This window comes from Pseudomonas sp. NFX1, assembly GCF_051123555.1.
Lineage (GTDB): Bacteria > Pseudomonadota > Gammaproteobacteria > Pseudomonadales > Pseudomonadaceae > Aquipseudomonas > Aquipseudomonas capeferrum.
In genome coordinates, this window is the sequence record NZ_CP169366.1 from 5899717 (window position 1) to 5922057 (window position 22341).

19 protein-coding genes are annotated in these 22341 nt (G+C 61.3%); 5 read left to right on the plus strand and 14 right to left on the minus strand.

What is annotated here, in order from left to right; all coding sequences use genetic code 11:
- Positions 1 to 27 precede the first annotated feature (27 nt).
- The 4 genes from DJ563_RS26575 to DJ563_RS26590 form a co-directional block, all read right to left on the minus strand.
- On the minus strand, positions 28 to 762 hold the full coding sequence (locus tag DJ563_RS26575; protein ID WP_047583640.1) for an amino acid ABC transporter ATP-binding protein: 735 nt from the start codon (positions 760 to 762) through the stop codon (positions 28 to 30).
- Entirely contained in the window at positions 759 to 1430 is a 672-nt protein-coding gene (locus DJ563_RS26580; protein WP_033702682.1) for an amino acid ABC transporter permease, read from the minus strand. The genes DJ563_RS26575 and DJ563_RS26580 overlap by 4 nt, the downstream gene beginning before the upstream one ends.
- Positions 1431 to 2177 carry an amino acid ABC transporter permease gene (locus tag DJ563_RS26585; RefSeq protein WP_033702681.1) on the minus strand — a complete coding sequence of 249 codons (747 nt, stop codon included), beginning with the start codon at positions 2175 to 2177 and terminating at the stop codon, positions 1431 to 1433.
- A 142-nt stretch (positions 2178 to 2319) separates the two neighbouring features.
- Entirely contained in the window at positions 2320 to 3237 is a 918-nt protein-coding gene (locus tag DJ563_RS26590) for a glutamate/aspartate ABC transporter substrate-binding protein (protein WP_434518595.1), read from the minus strand.
- Positions 3238 to 3556: 319 nt separating this feature from the next.
- Between DJ563_RS26590 and DJ563_RS26595 the strand changes: the two genes are divergently transcribed.
- Entirely contained in the window at positions 3557 to 7684 is a 4128-nt protein-coding gene (locus DJ563_RS26595; protein ID WP_434518596.1) for an NEL-type E3 ubiquitin ligase domain-containing protein, read from the plus strand.
- Positions 7685 to 7719: 35 nt separating this feature from the next.
- Here the strand turns inward: DJ563_RS26595 and glpD are convergent, their stop codons facing one another.
- The 4 genes from glpD to DJ563_RS26615 form a co-directional block, all read right to left on the minus strand.
- Positions 7720 to 9249: a glycerol-3-phosphate dehydrogenase gene (gene glpD / locus DJ563_RS26600; protein ID WP_434518597.1), complete on the minus strand. Its 1530-nt coding sequence runs from the start codon at positions 9247 to 9249 to the stop codon at positions 7720 to 7722.
- 328 nt (positions 9250 to 9577) lie between these two features.
- On the minus strand, positions 9578 to 10333 hold the full coding sequence (gene glpR / locus DJ563_RS26605; protein WP_274099378.1) for a DNA-binding transcriptional repressor GlpR: 756 nt from the start codon (positions 10331 to 10333) through the stop codon (positions 9578 to 9580).
- 129 nt (positions 10334 to 10462) lie between these two features.
- Complete coding sequence (gene glpK, locus DJ563_RS26610) at positions 10463 to 11962, minus strand: glycerol kinase GlpK (protein ID WP_274099377.1); 1500 nt, start codon at positions 11960 to 11962, stop codon at positions 10463 to 10465.
- A 51-nt stretch (positions 11963 to 12013) separates the two neighbouring features.
- Entirely contained in the window at positions 12014 to 12865 is an 852-nt protein-coding gene (locus DJ563_RS26615) for an MIP/aquaporin family protein (RefSeq protein ID WP_434518598.1), read from the minus strand.
- 302 nt (positions 12866 to 13167) lie between these two features.
- Between DJ563_RS26615 and ybaK the strand changes: the two genes are divergently transcribed.
- Entirely contained in the window at positions 13168 to 13638 is a 471-nt protein-coding gene (gene ybaK, locus DJ563_RS26620) for a Cys-tRNA(Pro) deacylase (RefSeq protein ID WP_033702675.1), read from the plus strand.
- A 41-nt stretch (positions 13639 to 13679) separates the two neighbouring features.
- Here the strand turns inward: ybaK and DJ563_RS26625 are convergent, their stop codons facing one another.
- Positions 13680 to 14789, minus strand: coding sequence for an ABC transporter ATP-binding protein (locus DJ563_RS26625; RefSeq protein WP_434518599.1), 1110 nt, complete (start codon positions 14787 to 14789; stop codon positions 13680 to 13682).
- Positions 14786 to 15706 carry an ornithine carbamoyltransferase gene (gene argF, locus DJ563_RS26630; RefSeq protein ID WP_033702673.1) on the minus strand — a complete coding sequence of 307 codons (921 nt, stop codon included), beginning with the start codon at positions 15704 to 15706 and terminating at the stop codon, positions 14786 to 14788. The genes DJ563_RS26625 and argF overlap by 4 nt, the downstream gene beginning before the upstream one ends.
- Before the next feature lie 364 nt (positions 15707 to 16070).
- On the opposite strand from argF, the gene DJ563_RS26635 reads away from it, so the two are divergent.
- Together DJ563_RS26635 and grxD are read left to right on the plus strand one after the other, a co-directional pair.
- On the plus strand, positions 16071 to 18179 hold the full coding sequence (locus DJ563_RS26635; RefSeq protein WP_434518600.1) for a molybdopterin oxidoreductase family protein: 2109 nt from the start codon (positions 16071 to 16073) through the stop codon (positions 18177 to 18179).
- A 91-nt stretch (positions 18180 to 18270) separates the two neighbouring features.
- Entirely contained in the window at positions 18271 to 18606 is a 336-nt protein-coding gene (gene grxD, locus DJ563_RS26640; protein WP_033702671.1) for a Grx4 family monothiol glutaredoxin, read from the plus strand.
- Positions 18607 to 18663: 57 nt separating this feature from the next.
- On the opposite strand, the gene bfr is transcribed toward grxD, so the two are convergent.
- Positions 18664 to 19137 carry a bacterioferritin gene (gene bfr, locus DJ563_RS26645; RefSeq protein WP_027594191.1) on the minus strand — a complete coding sequence of 158 codons (474 nt, stop codon included), beginning with the start codon at positions 19135 to 19137 and terminating at the stop codon, positions 18664 to 18666.
- Between the two features lie 201 nt (positions 19138 to 19338).
- A complete protein-coding gene (locus tag DJ563_RS26650) occupies positions 19339 to 19557 on the minus strand; it encodes a bacterioferritin-associated ferredoxin (protein ID WP_033702670.1) in 219 nt (72 codons plus the stop codon).
- A gap of 213 nt (positions 19558 to 19770) precedes the next feature.
- On the opposite strand from DJ563_RS26650, the gene DJ563_RS26655 reads away from it, so the two are divergent.
- Complete coding sequence (locus DJ563_RS26655) at positions 19771 to 20373, plus strand: peroxiredoxin (RefSeq protein ID WP_033702669.1); 603 nt, start codon at positions 19771 to 19773, stop codon at positions 20371 to 20373.
- Positions 20374 to 20507: 134 nt separating this feature from the next.
- Here the strand turns inward: DJ563_RS26655 and rnt are convergent, their stop codons facing one another.
- Positions 20508 to 21119 (minus strand): ribonuclease T, encoded by a 612-nt coding sequence (gene rnt / locus DJ563_RS26660; protein WP_371097688.1) that lies wholly within the window; start codon positions 21117 to 21119, stop codon positions 20508 to 20510.
- 59 nt (positions 21120 to 21178) lie between these two features.
- Positions 21179 to 22225 (minus strand): dihydroorotase, encoded by a 1047-nt coding sequence (gene pyrC, locus DJ563_RS26665; RefSeq protein WP_434518601.1) that lies wholly within the window; start codon positions 22223 to 22225, stop codon positions 21179 to 21181.
- Between the last annotated feature and the right edge of the window lie 116 nt (positions 22226 to 22341).

Below are 22341 nucleotides of genomic sequence, written 5' to 3' on the forward strand. Positions count from 1 at the left end.
GGGCGAGCAGCGGGGCTGGAGGCCGACTTAGTGTTGCAGGATCTTGCTCAGGAAGTGCTGGGTGCGCTGGTCGCGGGCGCTCTGGTCACCGAAGAATTCCTCTTTGGTGCAGTCTTCGATGATGCTGCCCTTGTCCATGAAGATGACCCGGTTGGCGACCTTGCGGGCAAAGCCCATCTCGTGGGTCACGCACATCATGGTCATGCCTTCGTGGGCCAGTTGCACCATCACATCCAGCACCTCGCTGACCATTTCCGGGTCCAGTGCCGAGGTCGGTTCGTCGAACAGCATGACGATCGGGTCCATCGCCAGGGCGCGGGCGATCGCCACACGTTGCTGCTGGCCGCCGGAGAGCTGGCCGGGGTGCTTCTTGGCATGGGCGCTGAGGCCGACGCGTTCGAGCAGGGCCAGGCCCTTCTTGGTGGCTTCCGCCTCGCTGCGGCCAAGTACCTTGCGCTGAGCAATGGTCAGGTTCTCGGTGATGGTCAGGTGCGGAAACAGTTCGAAGTGCTGGAACACCATGCCGACCCGCGAACGCAGCTTGGGCAGGTTGGTCTTCGGGTCGGCAATCGAGGTGCCATCGACCACCACGTCGCCTTTCTGGAACGGTTCCAGGGCGTTGACGCACTTGATCAGGGTGGACTTGCCCGAGCCCGACGGGCCGCACACTACCACCACTTCACCTTTCTTGACGTCGGTGCTGCAGTCGGTCAGTACCTGGAAGTCGCCGTACCACTTGTTGACGTTCTTGATGGAAATCATACGGTGATCCTTTTTTGCAGGCGCTTGACCAGCCACGAAGCGGAGAAGCTGATGATGAAGTAGACGACCCCGGCGAAGATCAGGAACTCATGGGAGCGCCCGATGATGTCGCCGTTGGAGCGTGCCGAGTTGAGGAAGTCGACCAGGCCCACGGTATACACCAGCGAGGTGTCCTGGAACAGGATGATGCTCTGCTGCAGCAGCAGCGGGGTCATCTTGCGGAAGGCCTGGGGCAGGATGATCAGGCGCATGGTCTGGGCGTAATTCATGCCCAGTGCTTGAGCGGCACCCATCTGCCCTTTGGAAATCGACTGCACGCCGGCGCGGACGATTTCGCAGAAGTACGCTGCCTCGAACATCATGAACGCGACGACGCAGGAGGTGAACGCACCGACGGGGGTATCTTCGCCGGTGATCCAGCGCAGCACGAACGGCACCGCCAGGTAGAACCAGGTGATCACCAGCAGCAGCGGGATCGAGCGGAAGTAGTTGACGTAGGCACCCGCCACACGCGACAGCAGCTTGCTCGACGACAGGCGCATCAATGCCAGCAGGGTGCCGAGCGCGATACCGCCGACCACGCCCATGACCATCAATTGCAGGGTCATGACCATGCCGCCCCACAGGGCAGGCAGGGCCGGGATGATTTCGCTGAAATCCATGTCCATTTACTTGCCTCCCACGGAAATCAGGCCAGGCACGGCAACTTTCTTCTCGACCAGGCGCATGAGCAGCATCAGGCCCATGTTCAGGGTGAAGTAGATCAGCGTGGCCAGGGTGAATGCCTCGAACAGGTTGGCGGAAAACTCCGCCGTCTGTTTGGTCTGTGCCAGCAGCTCCATCAGGCCGATCAGCGAGGCCACCGAGGAGTTCTTGAACACGTTGAGAAACTCGGAGGTGAGCGGCGGAATGATGATCCGGTACGCTTGCGGCAGCAGCACGTTGGTGTAGATCTGCGGCAGGCTGAAGCCCATGGCGCGGGCGGCGGCCTCTTGGCCGCGGGGCAGTGCCTGGATACCGGTCCGCACCTGTTCGCAGACTCGCGCGGCGGTGAACAGGCCCAGGCAGACAACCACGCTGATCAGCGCCGAGGTGGTCGGGTTGAGGTCCTGCTTGAACCATTCTTGCAGGCCCTCGGGCAGCAGGTCCGGTACCAGGAAGTACCAGATGAACAATTGCACCAGCAGCGGTACGTTACGGAACAGCTCCACGTAGGCGGTGGCGATGCCCGATACAAGGCGGTTAGGCACGGTACGCATGACGCCGAGTACCGACCCCAGCAGCAGTGCGATGATCCAGGCGGTGATGGCGATGGCGATGGTCCAGCCCAGGCCGGTGATGTACCAGTCCAGATAGGTTTCGCTGCCCACGCCGGTGGACTTGAAGAACACGCCCCAGTCCCAGTTGTAATTCATCGGGATTTCCCCTCAGACGGTTGTTTCACGGGCACCTTCGAGCATCCGGGGGCGCTCGGCGCCCTCGGATGAAAGGTTAGACACTAATGAGTGGCCTGCAGAATAGATTCGTGCGCTTGCGCGCCAGGCCACTATCTGAGGATCAGGACTTCTTCTCGTCCGCGGCCTTGTCGGTCGGCTCGGCGATCAGTTTTTTCAGTTCGTCGCTCATCTGGAACTGCAGGTTCAGGCCTTTTGGCGGGATCGGTTGCATGAACCACTTGTCGTAGCTCTTGTTGACTTCACCCGATTTGAAGTAGCCCACGATGGCCCCGTCGACCGCTTTCTTGAACGCAGCGTCTTCCTTGCGCACCATGCAGCCGTAAATTTCGTACGACTGAGGAGTACCGGTGATGACCCAATCCGCAGGTTTACGCGCCTTGGCCATTTCACCGGCCAGCAGGGCGTCGTCCATCATGAAGGCCACGGCGCGGCCGCTTTCGAGCATGTTGAAGGCTTCACCGTGGTCCTTGGCGGAAATCACGTTCATCTTCATCTGCTTGTCGGCGTTCATTGCCTTGAGGATGCGCTCGGAGGTGGTACCGGCGGTGGTCACCACGTTCTTGCCGGCCAGGTCCGGGAAGTCTTTGTATGCAGGCGCACCGTCCTTGACCTTGGTCAACAGACGGGTACCGACTTCGAAGATGCCGACCGAGAAGCCGACTTGCTGCTGGCGCTCGACGTTGTTGGTAGTGGAGCCGCATTCCAGGTCGACGGTGCCGTTCTGCACCAGCGGGATACGGGTCTGGGAGGTGACGAGGTTGTACTTGACCTTGATGTCGGTGCCCAGCTGCTTCTTCAGCGCTTCGACCACAGCGAGCTGGATGTCGTGGGAGTAGCCGACGGGCGTGGTGCTGCCTGCCAGGTAGGAAAATGGAATGGATGAGTCACGGTGCCCCAGTGTGATGGTGCCCGAGTCCTTGATCTTCTTCAGGGTGCCGGTCAGCTCCTCGGCCATGACAGGCGAAGCGATGACTGCAGCCGCGATGGCGGCGCCCAGCAATTGACGAACGATACGCATCAAATTTTCCTCGACGTGTTTGTTTTTTTTATGGAGCCGTTGGCGGACTCTTTCGTTCAACGAATACAGCATGAAGCGGTGCATTCGGCTTCCAAGTGTAGAGCATGACTCGTGCCAAGCTCTGTGAATGATCATAACCCCCCGAAAAGCCTGGGCATCAGCCCTATCTCAAGGTTTTTCAGGATTAACCCGTAGTCGGAACGCCGAATGCGTGGGTTTTTTTCGTTCGGCAATCCGAACGGGGGCCTCAGCTTTAAGTAACACACCGGCATGAAACGCAAATGTTGAGCTGGCTGCCTCATCATCAGGAGCGCATGCCGTGTCTGTCATTCCGATCCCCTCCGATTCCGTCGATGCCTTCATTGCCCGCCAGCTTGCGGATTGGCTGAGAATCGCCAATGTCGATCTTCTGCTGACCTTGCACAGGGCGCTGCGCCGTCAGCAAGCTGCGGCGCAACAGGTCAGGAACAGGTTGGCGAGTATCCCCAGCCTGGAGGCCTTTGCCTCGCCGTTGCTCGAACAGGCGTTGCGCGCCCGCGGCCTGGCGGATGTCGATGTGCGAAGCATGCAGGTCTATATCGAAGACGATGTGCCCATGCCTAGCGCAGCACCGCGGCTGCATACCCCCTGGAGGACAGTCCATAGCGTGCAACCGCTGCTGACGGCGGCGCTGCACAATTTTCATGAAAGCGAGACCGTCCCCTCATCGCGTCGGCGAGCCTATTTGCAGGACGCCCACGGGGTGAGATTGCCGCTTGAGTTCGAGGCGTTTGCCCGCTGCTGCAGAGACTTGGATGTCGGCGGACGTTACCAGCAAATGCTGCGTACTCAACTGTTTCCGAAAAGCAGGCCCACGGCGCCTGAGGATTTTGCGCGTGTGGCAGTAGAGCGCATGTTCGAAGAAAGCCTGCGCGCCAAGTTGGACGTTGCAGTGCGTATGGCAAGGGTCAAGTCCGAGTTGGACGAAATCGACTACTTGCGCTTGTTACCGGTGTTCGCAAGCAAACCCATCGTGCCGGCGATGCCAGGTGTTGTCACACCTCGCCAGTTGTATCTATTGGGCAAGCGTATCCATGGGCTTGTCACCCTGGAGTTGCGCGAGCGTGCTGAAGGGCCGCTGGAGGGGGTCATCAGCTGGATACCGCAGGACCCCCATAGGCCGGTGGCCAAGCACGTCTCCTGGGATGCCTTGTACCTGTCGTTGGGCAAACGGATGCGTGCCCCCCATTACCGATCCTTTTTCCGTCGTTTCATCAGTGAACGTGATCGGCCAGCCTTCACGGCCACCCTGGAGCGCCTGATCGAAGCCAGCAGCGTGCAAGCGCCAGCTGTTCTGGATGGGCGCAACTTCGCCATCGATACGCCTTTGTTCGCCTATCTGCGTAGCTTGCAGGTCGACAAGATGCTTGATGATGCAAGAGTCCTGGCAGTGCCCACTGCCGACGAAACCGCCATCGAGCGCCATCAGCGGCTGGAAACGCTCAAGAGTGCGGGGCTCGATGTGCTCAACCTGGCTGCGCTGTTCATTCCGGTATTGGGGGAGGTGATGTTCGCCGTGGCTGCAGTGGACGTGGTCAGCGAAGTCTACAAAGGCTATACCGATTGGCGGATAGGGGACCGCCAAGGGGCACTGGATCACCTTTTTGGCGTGGCAGAGAACCTTGCTGTCGGTGCCGTGGTGGGCGTCGGGGTAGTGGGTGTGGGCCGGGTGCTGGAACGGGTGCCGTTTGTCGATGCGCTCACGCCCTTGCACGAAGGCGAGGGCCGGTGCCGGTTGGCGGATCGGCCGGTCTCGGCCCATCACCTCGATGGCGGCGGCCCGCTGATGCGCAGATTTGGCGGGGACTTCGCGCAAGCCTCTGACCAGACTGCCGAAACGCTGCTTCGGGTAACCGGGCTCGAACACAATCAGTTGCGCCATCTGCACCTGCAAGAGGCGCCAGCCCCTGCACGGCTGCTCGATGCCCATGCACGCCACGAGTGCCATGCACTTGTCCCTCAGTTGCGTGGCGCCGCGTTCGAACGGGAACTGGCTGCTCGACAAGGTGCGCCCTCTGCCGCTGGCGCCATGCTTATCCGGGTATTCCCAGGCCTGTCCGTTCGTTGCGCCGAAGCAATCCTCGAACTGGCAAACGGTGAGCAAATCAAGGCGCTACTGGCCAGTGGTCGGGTGCCGTTGGCAATGGCCGAGCGTGCACGCTGGCTCTTGCGGGAAAGTCGGCTGGACCGCGCACTGATGGGGTTCGAGCACGAGGGTGCGGTCAATACTGATACCCAGCGCCTGGCTTTGGAATTGATCGATGAACTGGCGCCATGGCCGCCATCGGTGCGCATCGAACTGCGCCTTGGAGAATCGGGTGGTCGTTTGCTGGCGTCGAAGGGCGCTAAGGACGCGTCGCGAATCAGAAGCATGATCCAGACCGAGCAGGGTTATCACTTGAGTGATGCCGCCCCTGCAGGGCCGGCCACGGGCTTGTTGCCCTGTTTACTGCTCACCCTTGAGGAGGGTCAGAAGGTGGCACTTGGCGGTCCCCGGGTGACGGCCACTGAACTGGGCCAGAGGCTCTCTCATCAAGCCAGCGTTGATCGTGAAAGCACGGCGAAGTTGATGGGGCTGCTGCCTATCGCAGAGCGTTACCGACCGCCGCAGCGAATTGCCGACGGTCGAATAGGCTATGCACTGAGTGGCGGAGGCGAGAGCAGCCGCCAGGCTATCCGTCGCGGCATACATGAGATATTCCCGACCCTGACCGACGCACAACTGGACGCTTACCTGCTCGATCTGATGCGCCGCCGTATCGGGCTCTGGGAGCACTTGAGCAGTCTTCAGCAACAGCTGGAAAGCCTGCGTGGGGCGCTGGATGCCTGGCAGCGCCAGCGCGTGAGCTTCATGGATGGGCTCAGGCGGCAACGCGTTGCCAACCAGATCCGGCGCGCCTGGCGACGCAAGACTGCCGGCCTTGCGGGTGACGACTTCGTGCTGCATATCGATGGCGAACACGTAGGCAGTTTGCCGACCTTGCCGGCCGGTATCGAATTCGGCCATGTTCGGCGCTTGAGCTTGCGCAACATGAGCCTTGAGCAGGCTGATGAAGACTTTCTGCGAAGGTTCTCCCACCTGCGCGAGCTGGACCTGCGCGGCAATCAGTTGGCCACCTTGCCGGTGGGGCTGGAGCACTTGACCGAACTGCGTACGCTGCGACTGGCGGGTAACCAGATTACCATCGATGCAGCAGGCAATCGAAGGCTGGCAAGCCTTTCAATGCTCCAGCAACTGGACCTGAACTATAACCCGTTGGGCCAGGTTCCCGACCTTGCTGGCTTGGGTCATCTACGCGAGGTCTCGCTGCGCGCAACCGGGCTGCAGGCAGTGCCAGATCAGGGTCTTATGCCTTGGAGGGGCCTGGTGGATGTTCGCGATAATCAGATTCGCCAGTTGAACGGCGATTTGCGCAGCCTGCGCGATCGACTGCAACGGCTGTCGATGCATGACAACCCCCTGGACGAAGCGAGCGAGGAGCTGATGGCTCGCAGTAGCACTATTATGACCATCCACCGCCGCGAGTCCTATCATCACGCCATTGCCGAGAATACCTTGCTGGAACGATGGATGGGCGCCCCCGATGGTGACCTACGCACCCAGCGCACGCAGGTCTGGACGAGTTTGTCCGAGGAGCCGCAGTCGGCAGACCTTTTTCGCTTTCTGGCCGATTTTGCGAGCTCTGATGACTTCCTTGATCATCCGCGCTACTACCGCGCCAGGGTGTGGCGGATACTCGAGCTTTGCGCGGACAACACCGACGTGCGTGAAGCGGTGTTCTGGCAGACGCAAGGACGCAGGACCTGTGAGGACCGGCTGTTACTGATCCTCAGCCAACTGGAAGTCAGAACCCATATTGCCTTGCACGCGGCCGGTGAGGGGGGCGCGCGGGCCGAGGCGACCTTGCTGAGGCTCGGGCGCTCGCTTTATCGCCTGGACGAAGTGGACAGTATTGCCGCTCGGCATATCCAGGAAATGCGCCAGGACCCTTTTGCCGCGGTGGATGACATCGAAGTTTATCTTGCCTACCGGGTTCACCTGGCTGACAGGCTCGATCTACCGGCCCAACCGCGGCATATGAATTACCTTCAGCACAGCGGTGTGACCCGTACGCGGATCATGCGTGCGGGTACTAGCGTGCTGGCCGGTGAAAATACCGACGTGCTGAGCCAGGCACTTGCGCAACGAGAGTTCTGGCAAGGCTATGTGCGCAATCGCTACCCTGAGCGCTTCGAAGCCTTGGCCGCGCCGTTTCATGAACAGCTGGAGGCTTATGAGCTTCAGGCTGGCGACTCGGGCGAGCAGCAGTACCTTGAGCGCGCTGCGGCATTGATGGAGGCGCTCAATGCTGAAGAGCGTGCGCTTTATCTCGAATTGGCGAGGAATGCGTACGGGCGGGAGGCCTGATTGCCGGCGACCGCAGGACGGTCGCCGTACAAGGTTCAGGCGGCGTTGCTGCGTGCGTCGCCCTGAGCCAGATAATCAGCCAGCGCGCGCTGTTCGCTTTCGCTGGTGAACAGGCCCAGTTTGGTCCTGCGCCAGAGGATATCCTGAGTGCTGACAGCCCATTCGGTTTCGCGCAGGTAATCGACTTCCCGGGTGAACAGGCCACCACCAATCGCCTGGCCCAGATCGTCCGGGCCGTTCACACCTTCCAGCAACTGCCAGGTGCGGCTGCCGTAGGTCACTGCCCAGCGCTTGGCGATATCCGGCGCGAGCCATTGGTGCTGCGAGAGCAGGTCGTCGACCAGTGCCTGAGGCGTGCTCATGCCTTCACCGCCGGGCAGGGCAGAGTTGGCTGTCCAGCTCTGGCCCATCTGGCTGAAGAACGGCTTGAGTTCTGCCATGGCCGACTCGGCCAGCTTGCGGTACGTGGTCAGTTTGCCGCCAAACACCGACAGCAAAGGCGCCTCGCCTTGAGCGGCGGAAAGCGCGAGGGTGTAGTCACGGGTGACGGCGGACGGGTTATCCGATTCGTCGTTGCACAGCGGGCGCACGCCGGAGTAGGTGTGCAGGATATCGCTGCGGCTCAGTTGATGATTGAAGTGCGCATTGACCACCTTCAGCAGATAGTCGGTTTCCTGCTCGGTGATCGCCACCTTGGCCGGGTCGCCGCTGTACTCACGGTCGGTGGTGCCGATCAGGGTGAAACGGTCCAGATAGGGGATGCAGAAGACGATACGTTGGTCTTCGTTCTGCAGGATGTAGGCGTGATCCCCTTCATACAGGCGCGGCACGATCAGGTGGCTGCCCTGGATCAGGCGAATGCCGTACGGCGCATCGAGCTTGAGGTCATCCTTGATGAAGCTGGCGACCCAAGGGCCGGCGGCGTTGACCAATGCCCGGGCGCGAATGCTGCGCACGCTGCCATCGGCTTGCTGCAGCTCCACGTGCCACAGGCCGTCGACGCGTTCGGCGCGCAGGCAGCGGGTACGGGTATGGATGTGTGCACCGTTTTCGCGTGCGGCCATGGCGTTGAGCACCACCAGGCGTGCGTCGTCAACGGCGCAGTCGGCGTATTCGAAGCCACGGGTGATCGCCGGCTTGAGCGGGTAGCCCGGGCCGAAGCGCAGGCTGCGCGAGGCTCCCAGGCGCTTGCGCTTGCCCAGGTGATCGTAGAGGAAAAGGCCGGCACGGATCATCCAGGCCGGGCGCAGGTGCGGGCGGTGTGGCAACACGAAGCGCATCGGCTTGACGATATGCGGCGCCTTGGCCAACAGCACTTCGCGCTCGGCCAGTGCTTCGCGAACCAGGCGGAACTCGTAGTGCTCCAGGTAACGAAGGCCGCCATGGATCAGCTTGCTGCTGGCGGAGGAAGTGTGCTGGGCCAGGTCGTCCTTTTCGCAGAGGAAGACCTTGAGGCCACGCCCGGCGGCGTCGGCAGCGATGCCCACGCCATTGATGCCACCGCCGATCACGGCGAGGTCATAGCAGTCGGCGAGTGGGGGCTGGGACGAAACGGGCTGGGACACGGGCAAGGCCTCCTGGGGCTGTTCACATCGAATATGAACATTGGTGTTCGTTTACGAAAATATTAGCGCAATGGAAAGGCAGTATCCAGTCGTGGGTTATAGAAAAAACTGATTGAATGAGAACGAAATGAACAATTTCGAAAATTTTAAGGGTGTTGGCGGGGTGTTTTGGAAGGGTGTGGGGTTGCAAGTGCTTGTCACAACATCTTTGGCGCCAGTGAGATCGAGCGCCGCCCGCGCGGCGCTCGATTTCGATGCCCCTGCAAAACTCAAGGCTGGCTACTTTCAGCCCTCACCCTATCCCCAGCCAGGCCTTCGAAGCAGCAGCTCAAACCACCTCAAGGCGAATCTTGTACTGATTGAGCAACTGGTTCAGGGCCGCCGTAGGTGTCTGGTCGGTCACCAGGCAATCGACCAGGCTGATCGACCCCAGGCGAACCATGGCATTGCGCCCGAACTTGCTGGAGTCGGCAGCCAGAATAACCTGCCGGGCATTGGCAATGATTGCCTGGGAAACCCGCACTTCCTGGTAGTCGAAGTCGAGCAGGCTGCCATCCTCATCGATGCCGCTGATCCCGACCAGGGCAAAGTCGACCTTGAACTGGCTGATGAAATCGACACTGGCCTGGCCCACCACCCCACCATCACGCCGCACCGTGCCACCGGCCACCAACACTTCGAAATCGTCCTTGGCAGCCAGAATCGAGGCCACGTGCAGGTTGTTGGTAATCACCTTCAGGTGGCTATGGTTCAGCAGCGCACGGGCAATCGATTCGGTGGTGGTGCCGATGTTGATGAACAGCGAGGCATGGTCGGGAATCTGCTGGGCAACGGCGTCGGCGATACGCTGCTTTTCATCGCGCATCTGGTCGGCGCGCATGGCGTAGGCGGTGTTTTCGATGCTCGAATCATAGGCGGCGCCACCGTGGTAGCGGCGCAGCAGGTTGAGCTCGGCGAGCTGGTTGATGTCGCGCCGGATGGTTTGCGGGGTGACGACGAACAGCTGTGCCATTTCTTCGATGCTGACGTAGCCGCGTTCGCGTACCAGCTCGAGGATTTGTTGTTGGCGGGGGGGCAGATTCATGGGCGGTCCTTTTGGGCAGCCGGACAAATTCTGCAATGATGCCGTAGGAAGGGGATGACGGCCAGCGGACGTTGGTGTCGGCGTCATCGCAGGCAAGCCCGCGATGACGCCGCACGCTTCAACGCCGATTCAAACCGCGTGGTCTTCCCAGTCGCGGGTACGATCGACCGCCTTCTTCCACCCGGCGTACAGCTTCTCTTTTTGCGTCTCATCCAGTTGTGGGCTGAACTCGCGCTCGATGATTGCCTTGTCGCGCAACTCGTCCAGGCTGCTCCAGAAGCCACAAGCCAGGCCCGCCAGGTAGGCGGCGCCAAGGGCTGTGGTTTCACGCATTTTCGGGCGTTCCACGCAGGTGCCGAGGATGTCGGCCTGGAACTGCATGAGGAAGTTGTTGGCTACCGCGCCGCCGTCCACGCGCAGTTCGGACAGGCGTTGGCCGCAATCCTGTTGCATGGCGTCAAGCACGTCGCGGGTCTGGTAGGCGATCGATTCCAGTGCAGCACGGATGATGTGGTCGACCTTCACCCCACGCGTCAGGCCGAACAGGGCACCACGGGCATAGGGGTCCCAGTAGGGGGCGCCCAGGCCGGTGAAGGCGGGCACCAGGTACACGCCGTTGCTGTCCTTGACCTTGCTGGCGAAGTACTCGGTGTCGAGGGCATCGTTGACGATCTTCAGTTCGTCACGCAGCCACTGCACGGTGGAGCCACCGTTGAACACGGCGCCTTCCAGTGCGTAGGCCACTTCGCCGCGGGGGCCGCAGGCGATGGTGGTGAGCAAGCCGTGGGACGAGGTGACGGCCTTGTCGCCGGTGTTCATCAGCAGGAAGCAGCCGGTACCGTAGGTGTTCTTGGCCTGACCGGGCTCAACGCACATCTGGCCGAATAGCGCGGACTGCTGGTCGCCGGCGATACCAGCGATGGCGATGCCGCTCTTGGTGTGGCCGTAGACTTCGGAAGAGGGGCGTACCTGGGGCAGCATCTGGCGTGGAATGCCAAGGATTTCCAGCAGCTTGTCGTCCCATTCCAGGCTGTGGATGTTGAACATCAGCGTGCGCGAGGCGTTGGTGTAGTCGGTGACATGCACCTTGCCGCCCGAGAACTTCCAGATCAGCCAGGTATCGATGGTGCCGAACAGCAGTTCGCCGCGTTCGGCGCGTTCGCGGGCACCTTCGACATTGTCGAGGATCCACTTCAGTTTGGTGCCGGAGAAGTAGGGGTCGGTGACCAGGCCCGTGGCCTCGCGGATGTAGTCTTCGTGGCCATCACGCTTGAGCTGCGCACAAATTTCGGTACTGCGGCGGCACTGCCAGACAATGGCGTTGTAAACCGGGCGGCCGGTTTCCTTGTCCCAAACCACCGTGGTTTCGCGCTGGTTGGTGATGCCGAGCGCAGCGACTTGGGCGTGGCTGATGCCGGCCTGAGCCAGGGCTTCGACCATGGTGGCGCTCTGGGTGGCGAAGATCTCCATCGGGTCGTGTTCTACCCAGCCAGCCTGCGGGTAGTGCTGGACGAATTCGCGCTGGGAGGTGCCGACCACATTGGCGTCGCGGTCGAAAATGATCGCACGCGAGCTGGTGGTGCCCTGGTCCAGGGCGATGATGTAGTGCTTATCCAGGGTGTCTGTCATGGTCGTTGGCCTTGCAAAATGAGGAAGTCAGGGCTTGGGCGTGAGGCCGCATCAGTTGACTTGAGTATCGCCCTGGCGATTGTCGTTTGTCTCAGGGGTCGCGGTGGGCGCCACCGGCAGGTTGCGGGCGATCAGGCCGCGATACGCGGCGGCGCCCAGGCATGCGCCGAGGATCGGTGCGAACACCGGAACCAGGAAATAGGGGATATCCCGTCCGCCAGTGAAGGCGATTTCGCCCCAACCGGCCAGGAAGGTCATCAGTTTTGGCCCGAAATCGCGGGCCGGGTTCATCGCGAAGCCGGTCAACGGCCCCATGGCGCTGCCGATCACGGCAATCAGCAGGCCGATCAGCAGCGGCGCGACGGCGCCACGTGGCAGGCCATTGTTGTCGTCGGTCAGCGCCATGATCACGGCCATGAGGATGGCCGTGATGACCACTTCCACCAGGAATGCCTGGCCGGTCGAAAGCGAGGGGTGCGGGTAGGTGGAGAACACCGAGGCCAGTTCGAGGCTTTCGGTACTGCCTCGCAACATGGCGTGGGCTTGTTCGAAATCGAAGAACAGGTTGCTGTACAAGGTGTAGACCAGCGCTGCGCCGCAGAAGGCGCCACAGACCTGAGCGAGCATGTAGAACGGCAGTTTGCGCTTGTCGAAACCGGCGAACAGGGTGAGGGCGATGCTCACGGCCGGGTTCAGGTGTGCACCTGAAACGCCCGCGGTGAAGTAGATCGCCATGCTGACGCCGACGCCCCAGATGATGCTGATTTCCCACAGGCCGAAGCTGGCACCCGCGACTTTGAGCGCGGCCACGCAGCCGGTGCCGAAGAAGATCAGCAGCGCAGTGCCGAGAAACTCGGCCAGGCACTGGCTGGACAGAGTGGGTTCGCGTAGAGCAGTCGTCATGTATGACCTCGTTTTTTTTGTTGTGAGGCGCGTGGCGCTCGACAGCAAAGCCCGGTGTCGATCCCCATTGACCCCAGGCAGATGTTGGAAATGCACCGTAAAAGTGCACCATTTATTCAGAAACGAAAAAATATAGACAAGAAACGCTTATGTCAAAGGTCGAAAGTGAACGGTCAGTCACGATCTGGACGTTGTTTGGGCGCGCGAAACCGCACGCTAGAGAGGCGCGTAAGCTGTGTATTGGCTGTGTTGTGGGATATGTCCTAAAGTAGCCGCCGACTTGTACTCGACCGGAGCTGCGCATGACCCCCGCCCTAGACGTGTTGAAAAAAGCCCGCGCTGAACATCGCGTGCACAGTTATGAGCACGATCCGAAGTCGGCGTCGTATGGGCTGGAGGCAGCGGAAAAGCTCGGGCTAGAGCCGCAGCAGGTATTCAAGACCTTGTTGGCGAGCAGTGAGAAAGGCGAATTGCTGGTGGCCGTAGTACCGGTGGTGGGCACCCTGGACCTCAAGGCACTGGCCCATGCGGCCGGTGTGAAGAAGTGCGAGATGGCCGACCCGGCGGCGGCCCAGCGCGCCACGGGATACCTGGTGGGCGGTATCAGCCCGTTGGGCCAGAAGAAGCGCCTGCGCACATTTATCGACGAGTCGGCGCAACACTTTGCAACTATCCATGTCAGCGCCGGGCGGCGCGGGCTGGAGGTGGAGTTGGCGGCTGCAGTGCTGGCTGAACATACCCAGGGCACGTTTGCCGGTATAGGTCGGGGCTGAAATGGCTGGGGCCGCTTCGCAGCAGCCCCGGCAATCGTGAATCAGGTCGCCGAACTGTACCGACGAACGCCGTTCTCCTGCCGCGGCAACTGCGCCGCGACACTGCCCGGCACCGGGAACAGCACCAGGTGATCGGCCGCCACGGCAATCCCGACTTCCTCACCGACCTGATGATCGACATGGCTGGGGAAGATCGCCTCCAGCTGGCTGCCTGTTACCAGTTGCAGGCGATACAGCGTCGACGCGCCCAGAAAGCTCTTGCCTACGATGCTCGCCCGCAGCGGGCTGTCTGGCGCATGCACGATGTCGTCAGGGCGCAGCAGCACATCCACCGAACTCCCCGGCGCCATGATGTACGCACGGTTGCCGCGCAGCTCACCGAGTTCGGTATTGACCGCCTCATGGCTGCTCATCTGACCACGGATGAAATAGCCCTGGCCGATGAAGCTGGCTACGAACGGCGTCTGCGGCTCGTGGTAGAGGTTGTAAGGGGTGTCCCACTGCTCCAGGCGACCTTCCTTGAACACGCCCACCTGATCGCTGACGGCAAACGCCTCTTCCTGGTCGTGGGTCACCAGAATGGCGCTGGTGCCACGGCTCTTGAGGATGTCGCGCACTTCATGGCTCAAGCGCCGGCGCAGTTCCACGTCGAGGTTGGAGAACGGCTCGTCGAGCAGCAGCAACTGGGGCTCCGGGGCCAGCGCGCGGGCCAGCGCGACCCGTTGCTGTTGCCCACCGGACAGCTCATGCGGATAGCGGCCGCCCAGCCCACCGAGCTTGACCAGCTCGAGCATCTCTTCGACGACCTGCGCCTGGCGCGGGTGCTTGGCAATGCCGAAGGCGATGTTCTGGGCCACGGTCAGGTGCGGGAACAGGGCGTAGTCCTGGAACACCATGCCGATGCGGCGCTTTTCCGGGGCCAGGGTGAAGCCGGGCCGGGAGATGACCTCGCCCGCCAGCTGGATCTCGCCGTCATGGATAGGCTCGAAACCGGCGATGGCGCGCAGGGTGGTGGTCTTGCCGCAACCGGATGAACCCAGCAGGCAACCAATGTCGCCTGCGTTCAGGTGCAGGTTGAGGTTCTGGACGATGCGCTGGTCGCCATAGCCGCAGGCGAGGTTGCGCAGGTTGAGCAGTAGGGGTTGACTCATGCGTGGTGGTAAGCCGGTTCTACAAGGAATTCGAGAAGGGCCTTCTGTGCATGCAGGCGGTTTTCAGCCTGGTCCCAGGCGACCGAACGAGGGTCGTCGAGCAGGTCATGGCTGATTTCCTCGCCACGGTGGGCGGGCAGGCAGTGCATGAACAGGGCGTCGGGTGCCGCCAGGTCGAGCAGTTCGCGGGTGACCTGGTAAGGCGCGAAGTGCGCCAGGCGCCGTGCAGTTTCCTCCTCCTGGCCCATGGAAGTCCAGACATCGGTGGTCACCAGGTGCGCGCCACGCACGGCTTCCTTGGGGTCGCGGATGATTTGCACGCGATCACCGCCCAATGCCATGAAGCGTGGATCCGGCTCGTAACCTTCCGGGCAGGCGATGCGCAGCTGGAAATCGAACTGACGGGCGGCTTCGATATAGGAGTTGCACATGTTGAAGCCATCACCGATCCACGCCACGGTCTTGCCCTGGATCGAACCGCGGTGTTCGAGGAACGTCTGCATGTCGGCCAGTAGCTGGCACGGGTGCGACTCGTCGGACAGGGCGTTGATTACCGGCACGCTCGACTTCGCCGCGAACTCGGTGAGGGTGCTGTGGGCGTGGGTACGGATCATCACCACGTCGAGCATGCTCGACAGGACGATGGCGCTGTCACCGATCGGTTCGCCACGGCCCAGCTGGGTATCGCGAGGCGACAGGAAGATGGCCTGGCCGCCCAGCTGGATCATGCCGGCCTCGAACGACACGCGGGTACGGGTCGAGGACTTTTCGAAGATCATCCCCAGCACACGGCTTTTGAGGGGCTCGAACAGCACGCTTCGCTTGCGCAGGTCCTTCAGCTCGATGCCGCGGCGGATCACCCCGAGCAATTCGTCGGTGGTGAAGTCCAGCAGGGAGAGAAAGTGCCTAGCGCTCATGATTGACTACCTTATCTGCAACGGTATGCAGGTCGACCGTATGGTTTTTTTTGACAACGGGAGTGACCTGCGGCGTAAGCCGCACGGGGCGGACGAAATAGGGAAAGGCGCAATACTATAATTAAATGTCGCCTGAAACCAAGAGGGGAAACAGCGGCTCTGTTGCAAAGGGTGTCGTTACCCATTGAGCGTGCGCTGTTTTTTATTTGCTACAGAGGTTGTACACGGCTTGCCCGCGATTTGGCAAATGCGTGTCGCGAATCGTTTGCCTGATGTCGGGCAATTCATGGCACGAAGCGCGCTGGCGAGGGCGTTGGGCTGGGCGCATAGTCGCCATCAGACCCATCATCAGGCAGAGGCGGCCATGACCAAGACCCTGCATCACCGTGCCTGTCACCTGTGCGAAGCGATCTGCGGGCTGAACATCGAAGTCAGCCATGAGGACGACGGGCAGGCGCTGATCACCTCGATCAAAGGCGACCCGGACGACCCGTTCAGCCGCGGCCACATCTGCCCCAAGGCAGTGGCCCTGCAAGATATCCAGAACGATCCCGACCGCCTGCGTCAGCCCCACCGTCGGATTGGCGAGCGCTGGCAGGCGATCAGCTGGGACGAGGCTTTCGCCCTGGCGGCCGACAAGCTCTGGAGTATCCAGCAGGCGCATGGTCGCAACGCGGTGGCGGTGTATCAAGGCAACCCCAGCGTGCACAACTATGGGCTGATGACCCACAGCAACTATTTCCTCGGTTTGTTGAAGACCCGCAATCGGTTTTCAGCCACCTCGGTGGACCAGTTGCCCCAGCACCTGACCAGCCACCTGATGTACGGCCACGGTCTGCTGTTGCCGATCCCGGACATCGACCACACCGACTTCATGCTGATTCTGGGCGGCAACCCGCTGGCGTCCAATGGCAGCATCATGACCGTGCCTGATGTGGAAAAGCGCCTGAGGGCGCTGCGTACGCGGGGCGGGCAGTTGGTGGTGGTGGACCCGCGGCGCAGCGAAACAGCGGCCATGGCCGACCGGCACCTGTTCATTCTTCCCGGCGGCGATGCTGCATTGCTCAGTGGCCTGCTCAATACCTTGTTCGACGAAGGCCTGACCCGTGGATCACACTTGCCGGTCAATGGCCTGGATCAAGTGCGCAGTGCACTCGCCCCGTTCACCGCCGACGCCATGAGTCCGTTGTGCGGCATCGCTGCCGCCGATATCCGTCAGTTGGCGCGCGATTTCGCGGCAGCCGACAAGGCGGTCTGCTATGGCCGCATGGGCGTCTCGACCCAGGCCTTCGGCACCCTGTGCCATTGGCTGGTGCAATTGATCAACCTGGTCACCGGCAACCTGGATCGGGTGGGTGGCGCCTTGTGTACCGAGCCTGCGGTGGACCTGGTGGCGAGTACGTCGGGCGGGCACTTCAATGCCTGGCACAGCCGAGTATCGGGGCTGCCGGAGTACGCTGGCGAGCTGCCGGTCGCCGCCTTGGCCGAGGAAATCCTCACGCCCGGTGACGGGCAGGTGCGGGCCCTGGTGACCGTGGCGGGCAACCCAGTGCTGTCCACGCCCAACGGTCGGCAACTGGACGGGGCGCTGGCGGGGCTCGAGTTCATGCTCAGCATCGACCTGTACATCAATGAAAGCACGCGCCATGCCGACCTGATCCTGCCGTCCACGTCGGCACTGGAGAACGATCACTACGACAGCACCTTCAACCTGCTGGCGGTGCGCAATGTGACCCGTTTCAACCGCGCGATCCTGGCCAGGCCCGAAGGCGCGCTGCATGACTGGGAGATCTTTGTCGGCCTGGCCAAGGCCTTTGCCGAACGGGCCGCCCTTGAGCTCAAGCCAACCCTGGCACCGGCGCAGATGATCGATTGGGCCTTGCGCAAAGGGCGCTACGGCGACGGCTCGGCCTGGAAGCTCTCGCTGGAAGCACTCGATCGGCACCCCCACGGGCTGGACCTGGGCCCGCTAGGTGCCAATCTGCAGGCACGCCTGAACACTGCCAGCCAGGCCATCGAGGCGGCACCGCAGGTGTTGCTGGACGACTTGGCCAGGCTTGCGCGGCAGGCGCCGATGGCGGCTGGCGCGCTCTTGCTGATCGGCCGCCGCCACGTGCGCAGCAACAACTCGTGGATGCACAACTTCCACCGACTGGTCAAAGGCAAGCCGCGTCATCAGCTGTTGATGCACCCTGAGGATTTGCAGCAGCGGCAGTTGCACGATGGCCAGCGAGTGCGCATACGCTCGCGTACCGGCACCCTCGAAGTCGAGGTGCAGGCGTGCACGGACATGATGCCAGGTGTGGTCAGCCTGCCGCATGGCTATGGCCATGGGCGCCAGGGCGTGCAATTGCGGATAGCCCACGGGCAGCCCGGGGTCAGTGCCAACGACCTGACCGATGAGCGCTTGCGCGATCAGGTGTCGGGCAATGCCGCCCTCAATGGCGTGCCTGTGCACGTGGAGGCCGCCTGAGCAATGGCAAGGCCGCGCACAGCGCTCGGCTTTCCGATACAATGCGTCACCGTGCCGACCATCGAGTCGGAAAGTTCAGACGAGGTGTTCCATGGATATCATCGAAACGATCAAAGAGCAGATTGCCAACAACACCATTCTGCTTTACATGAAAGGCTCGCCGAATGCCCCGCAGTGCGGGTTCTCGGCCAAGGCATCGCAAGCTGTGATGGGTTGTGGCGAGAAGTTCGCCTACGTCGACATCCTGCAGAACCCGGAAATCCGCGCCAACCTGCCCAAGTACGCCAACTGGCCAACCTTCCCGCAGCTGTGGGTAGCGGGCGAGCTGGTCGGCGGTAGCGACATCATGCTGGAAATGTTCGAGAAGGGTGAGCTGCAGGCCCTGATCAAGGACGCTGCTGCCAAGGCAAAGGCTGCTGAAGCCTGATCTTCGTACAGCCATAAAAAAACCCGCTCAAGGCGGGTTTTTTTATGGGCGGCGATTTTACTCTTCGCCCATCTGCGATTGCAGGTAGTTCTCGATGCTGATCTTGTCGATCAGGCTCAGCTGGGTTTCCAGCCAGTCGATGTGCTCTTCCTCGGACTCGAGGATGTCTTCGAGCATTTCACGCGAGCCGAAGTCGCCGACGGTTTCGCAGTGAGCGATGGCGGCTTTCAGGTCGATCAGGCCTTTCTGCTCGATCTTCAGGTCGCACTCGAGCATTTCTTTGGTGTGCTCGCCGATCAGCAGCTTGCCCAGGTCTTGCACGTTGGGGATGCCTTCGAGAAAGAGAATACGCTTGATCAGTTTGTCAGCGTGCTTCATCTCATCGATGGATTCCTTGTACTCGTGCTTGCCGAGTTTGTTCAGGCCCCAATCTTCGTACATGCGTGCGTGCAGGAAGTACTGGTTGATCGCGACCAGCTCGTTTCCGAGGATCTTGTTGAGATGCTGGATGACGCTTACGTCGCCTTTCATGACGGGTTCCTGCCCTGTAGAAGTGTGCCAATACAGGGAAGTTTGAGCCTGATACTTAGGGCTGTCAAACCTAAGTTATTGAATAATAAGTGAAAATGAATAGGAATAAGAATGTTTGTGAAGCGCGTTGGAGTGCTAAGTTATTGAATTACGGGCATAAAAAAACCGGACACAAGGTCCGGTTCTTCAAAATCAGTGGTTTCAGGCAGCGGTAAATTCTACCGGATAGGGCAGGGTGGCCTGGCTGACCTGGAGCTCGGTCAGGGTCTCACGGACCACTTGCTTGGCAAGGCAGGCGCATTTGCCACATTGGCTGGCGACATTGGTCGCGGCTCGAACTTCCTTGTAGCTGCAGCATCCTTCAAAGATCGCATCGCGGATCTGTCCGTCGGTAACGCCGACACAAAGACACACATACATAAAGTCGGACCATCGCTGGTTGAGTCGATGGGTTGGAGCTTAATGGTAATGAGAATGCTTGTCAAAAGACTTTCTGAAAGGGCCGTGCTTGAGCGACCGGCGGTTGGATTCGGTCTGTCATGAGAAGCCGTGTATGATGGTCGGCCTTTGTTGGATGTCGGGCAAGCCCGTCTGGCCCGGCAAACGGTTTTTTACCCTCATCAGGAGATAACAATGAGCGTACTCGTTGGTAAACAAGCCCCCGATTTCACCGTTCCAGCTGTGCTGGGCAACGGCGAAATCGTCGACAGCTTCAACCTGGCTTCGGCCATCAAGGGCAAGTACGGCCTGGTGTTCTTCTACCCGCTGGACTTCACCTTCGTCTGCCCGTCCGAGCTGATCGCCCTGGACAACCGCATCCCTGACTTCCAGGCCCGCAACGTGGAAGTGATCGGCGTTTCGATCGACTCGCACTTCACCCACAACGCCTGGCGTAACACCCCGGTCAACAACGGCGGTATCGGCCAGGTCAAGTACACCTTGGCTGCCGACATCACCCACGAAATCTGCAAGGCCTACGACGTTGAGTCCGAAGGCGGCGTGGCCTTCCGTGGCGCCTTCCTGATCGACACCAACGGTGTAGTCCGTTCGCAGATCGTCAACGACCTGCCACTGGGCCGTAACATGGACGAGCTGCTGCGTCTGGTCGATGCCCTGCAGTTCCACGAAGAGCACGGCGAAGTCTGCCCTGCCAACTGGAAAAAAGGCGACAAAGGCATGAACGCTTCGCCAGAAGGCGTTGCTGCTTACCTGAGCGAGAACGCTGGCAAGCTGTAATTGCCGCGCGCATAAAAAACCGGCCTTCGTGGCCGGTTTTTTTTGTTTCAAGTTTCTAGCTGCAAGCTTCAAGAAAAACCGAGCGTGTGCTGTCTGCCCTTTCTTGCTGCTTGCTGCTTGAAGCTTGTGGCTGCTTAGTCGTTGAAATCGCGCCAGCCGCCCATTTCTTTCCAGCGGTTGACGATGCCGCAGAACAGCTCGGCTGTCTTCTCGGTGTCGTAACGCGCCGAATGCGCTTCACGCCCATCAAAGTCGATGTCGGCGCTCTGGCAGGCCCGCGCCAGCACGGTCTGGCCATACGCCAGGCCAGCGAGGGTGGCGGTATCGAAGCTGGAAAACGGGTGGAAGGGGTTGCGCTTGAGGTCGTTGCGGTTGACCGCGGCGTTAAGGAAGCCCAAGTCGAAACTGCTGTTGTGGCCGACCAGGATCGCCCGCTTGCAGCCGTTGGCCTTGAGCGCCTTGCGCACGCCTCGGAAGATATCGGTCAACGCGCTTTCTTCACTCACTGCCATGCGCAGTGGGTGGTCCAGCTTGATGCCGGTGAACTCCAGCGCTGCCGCCTCGATATTGGCCCCTTCGAACGGTTCAACCCGGTGGAAGTAGGTGTGTTCGGGGAACAGGAAGCCCTTCTCGTCCATGCCGATGGTGACGGCGGCGATTTCCAGCAGGGCATCGGTGGCGCTATTGAAGCCGCCGGTCTCGACATCCACCACCACCGGCAGGTAGCCACGGAAGCGCTCTGCCATCGGGTGGCGCGAACCACCGCCGGCCTGGCTGTCCTGATCGTCTTCGTAGAGGTCTTCGCTCACGCGTTTTCCTCCAGCAGGCGCCAGCGCAGCTTCTCGCCAGCGCGCAGCGGTATCACCGTCTGCTCGCCGAACGGCAGGCTTTCTGGTGCGATCCACTCTTCACGGACCAGGGTGATGGTGTCGGTGTTCGCCGGCAGGCCATAGAAGGCCGGGCCGTGCAGGCTGGCAAAGCCTTCCAGCTTGTCCAGCGCATTGCGTTGCTCGAACGCTTCGGCGTACATCTCGATGGCCGCGTAAGCGGTGTAGCAACCGGCGCAACCGCAGGCGGCTTCCTTGGCGTGACGGGCGTGAGGGGCCGAGTCGGTGCCGAGGAAGAATTTCGGGTTGCCACTGGTGGCCGCGTCCAGCAGCGCCACCTGGTGGGTGTTGCGCTTGAGGATCGGCAGGCAGTAGAAGTGCGGGCGGATGCCGCCCACCAGCATGTGGTTGCGGTTGTACAACAGGTGCTGGGCGGTAATGGTCGCGCCGACGTTGGCCGGCGCTTCGCTGACGAACTGCGCGGCATCGCTGGTGGTGATGTGCTCGAACACCACCTTGAGCGTCGGGAAGCGTTCGACCACGCGACGCATGTGTTCGTCGATGAAGCGCTTCTCGCGATCGAAGACATCGATTTCGCTGCGCGTCACTTCACCGTGCACCAACAGTGGCATGCCGACTTCGGCCAGCGCTTCGATGGCGGGGAAGATGTTGTCGATGCTGGTCACGCCTGAATCGGAGTTTGTCGTGGCGCCGGCCGGGTACAGCTTGGCGGCATACACGATACCGCTGGCCTTGGCCGCGCGGATGTCCTCGGGGCTGGTGCGGTCGGTGAGGTAAAGCACCATCAGCGGTTCGAAGTGGCTGCCGGCCGGACGCGCATTGAGGATGCGCTCACGGTAGGCACCGGCTTCGACGGCATTGCGCACCGGCGGTACGAGGTTGGGCATGATGATGGCACGGGCGAAGGTACGCGCCACATCACCAACGGTATGGGGCAGGACGGCACCATCGCGCAGATGGATGTGCCAGTCGTCGGGACGCAGGAGGGTCAGGCGATCGGACATTGGGGATTCCAGGCGGGTCGAACTCAAGGCCCAATGCTACCGGAAAACCCTGGCCCGAGCACGGCTATCAAGTTTTTCGGGCGGCGTCCGATACCCTGCAGGTAAGCCGTCAGAAT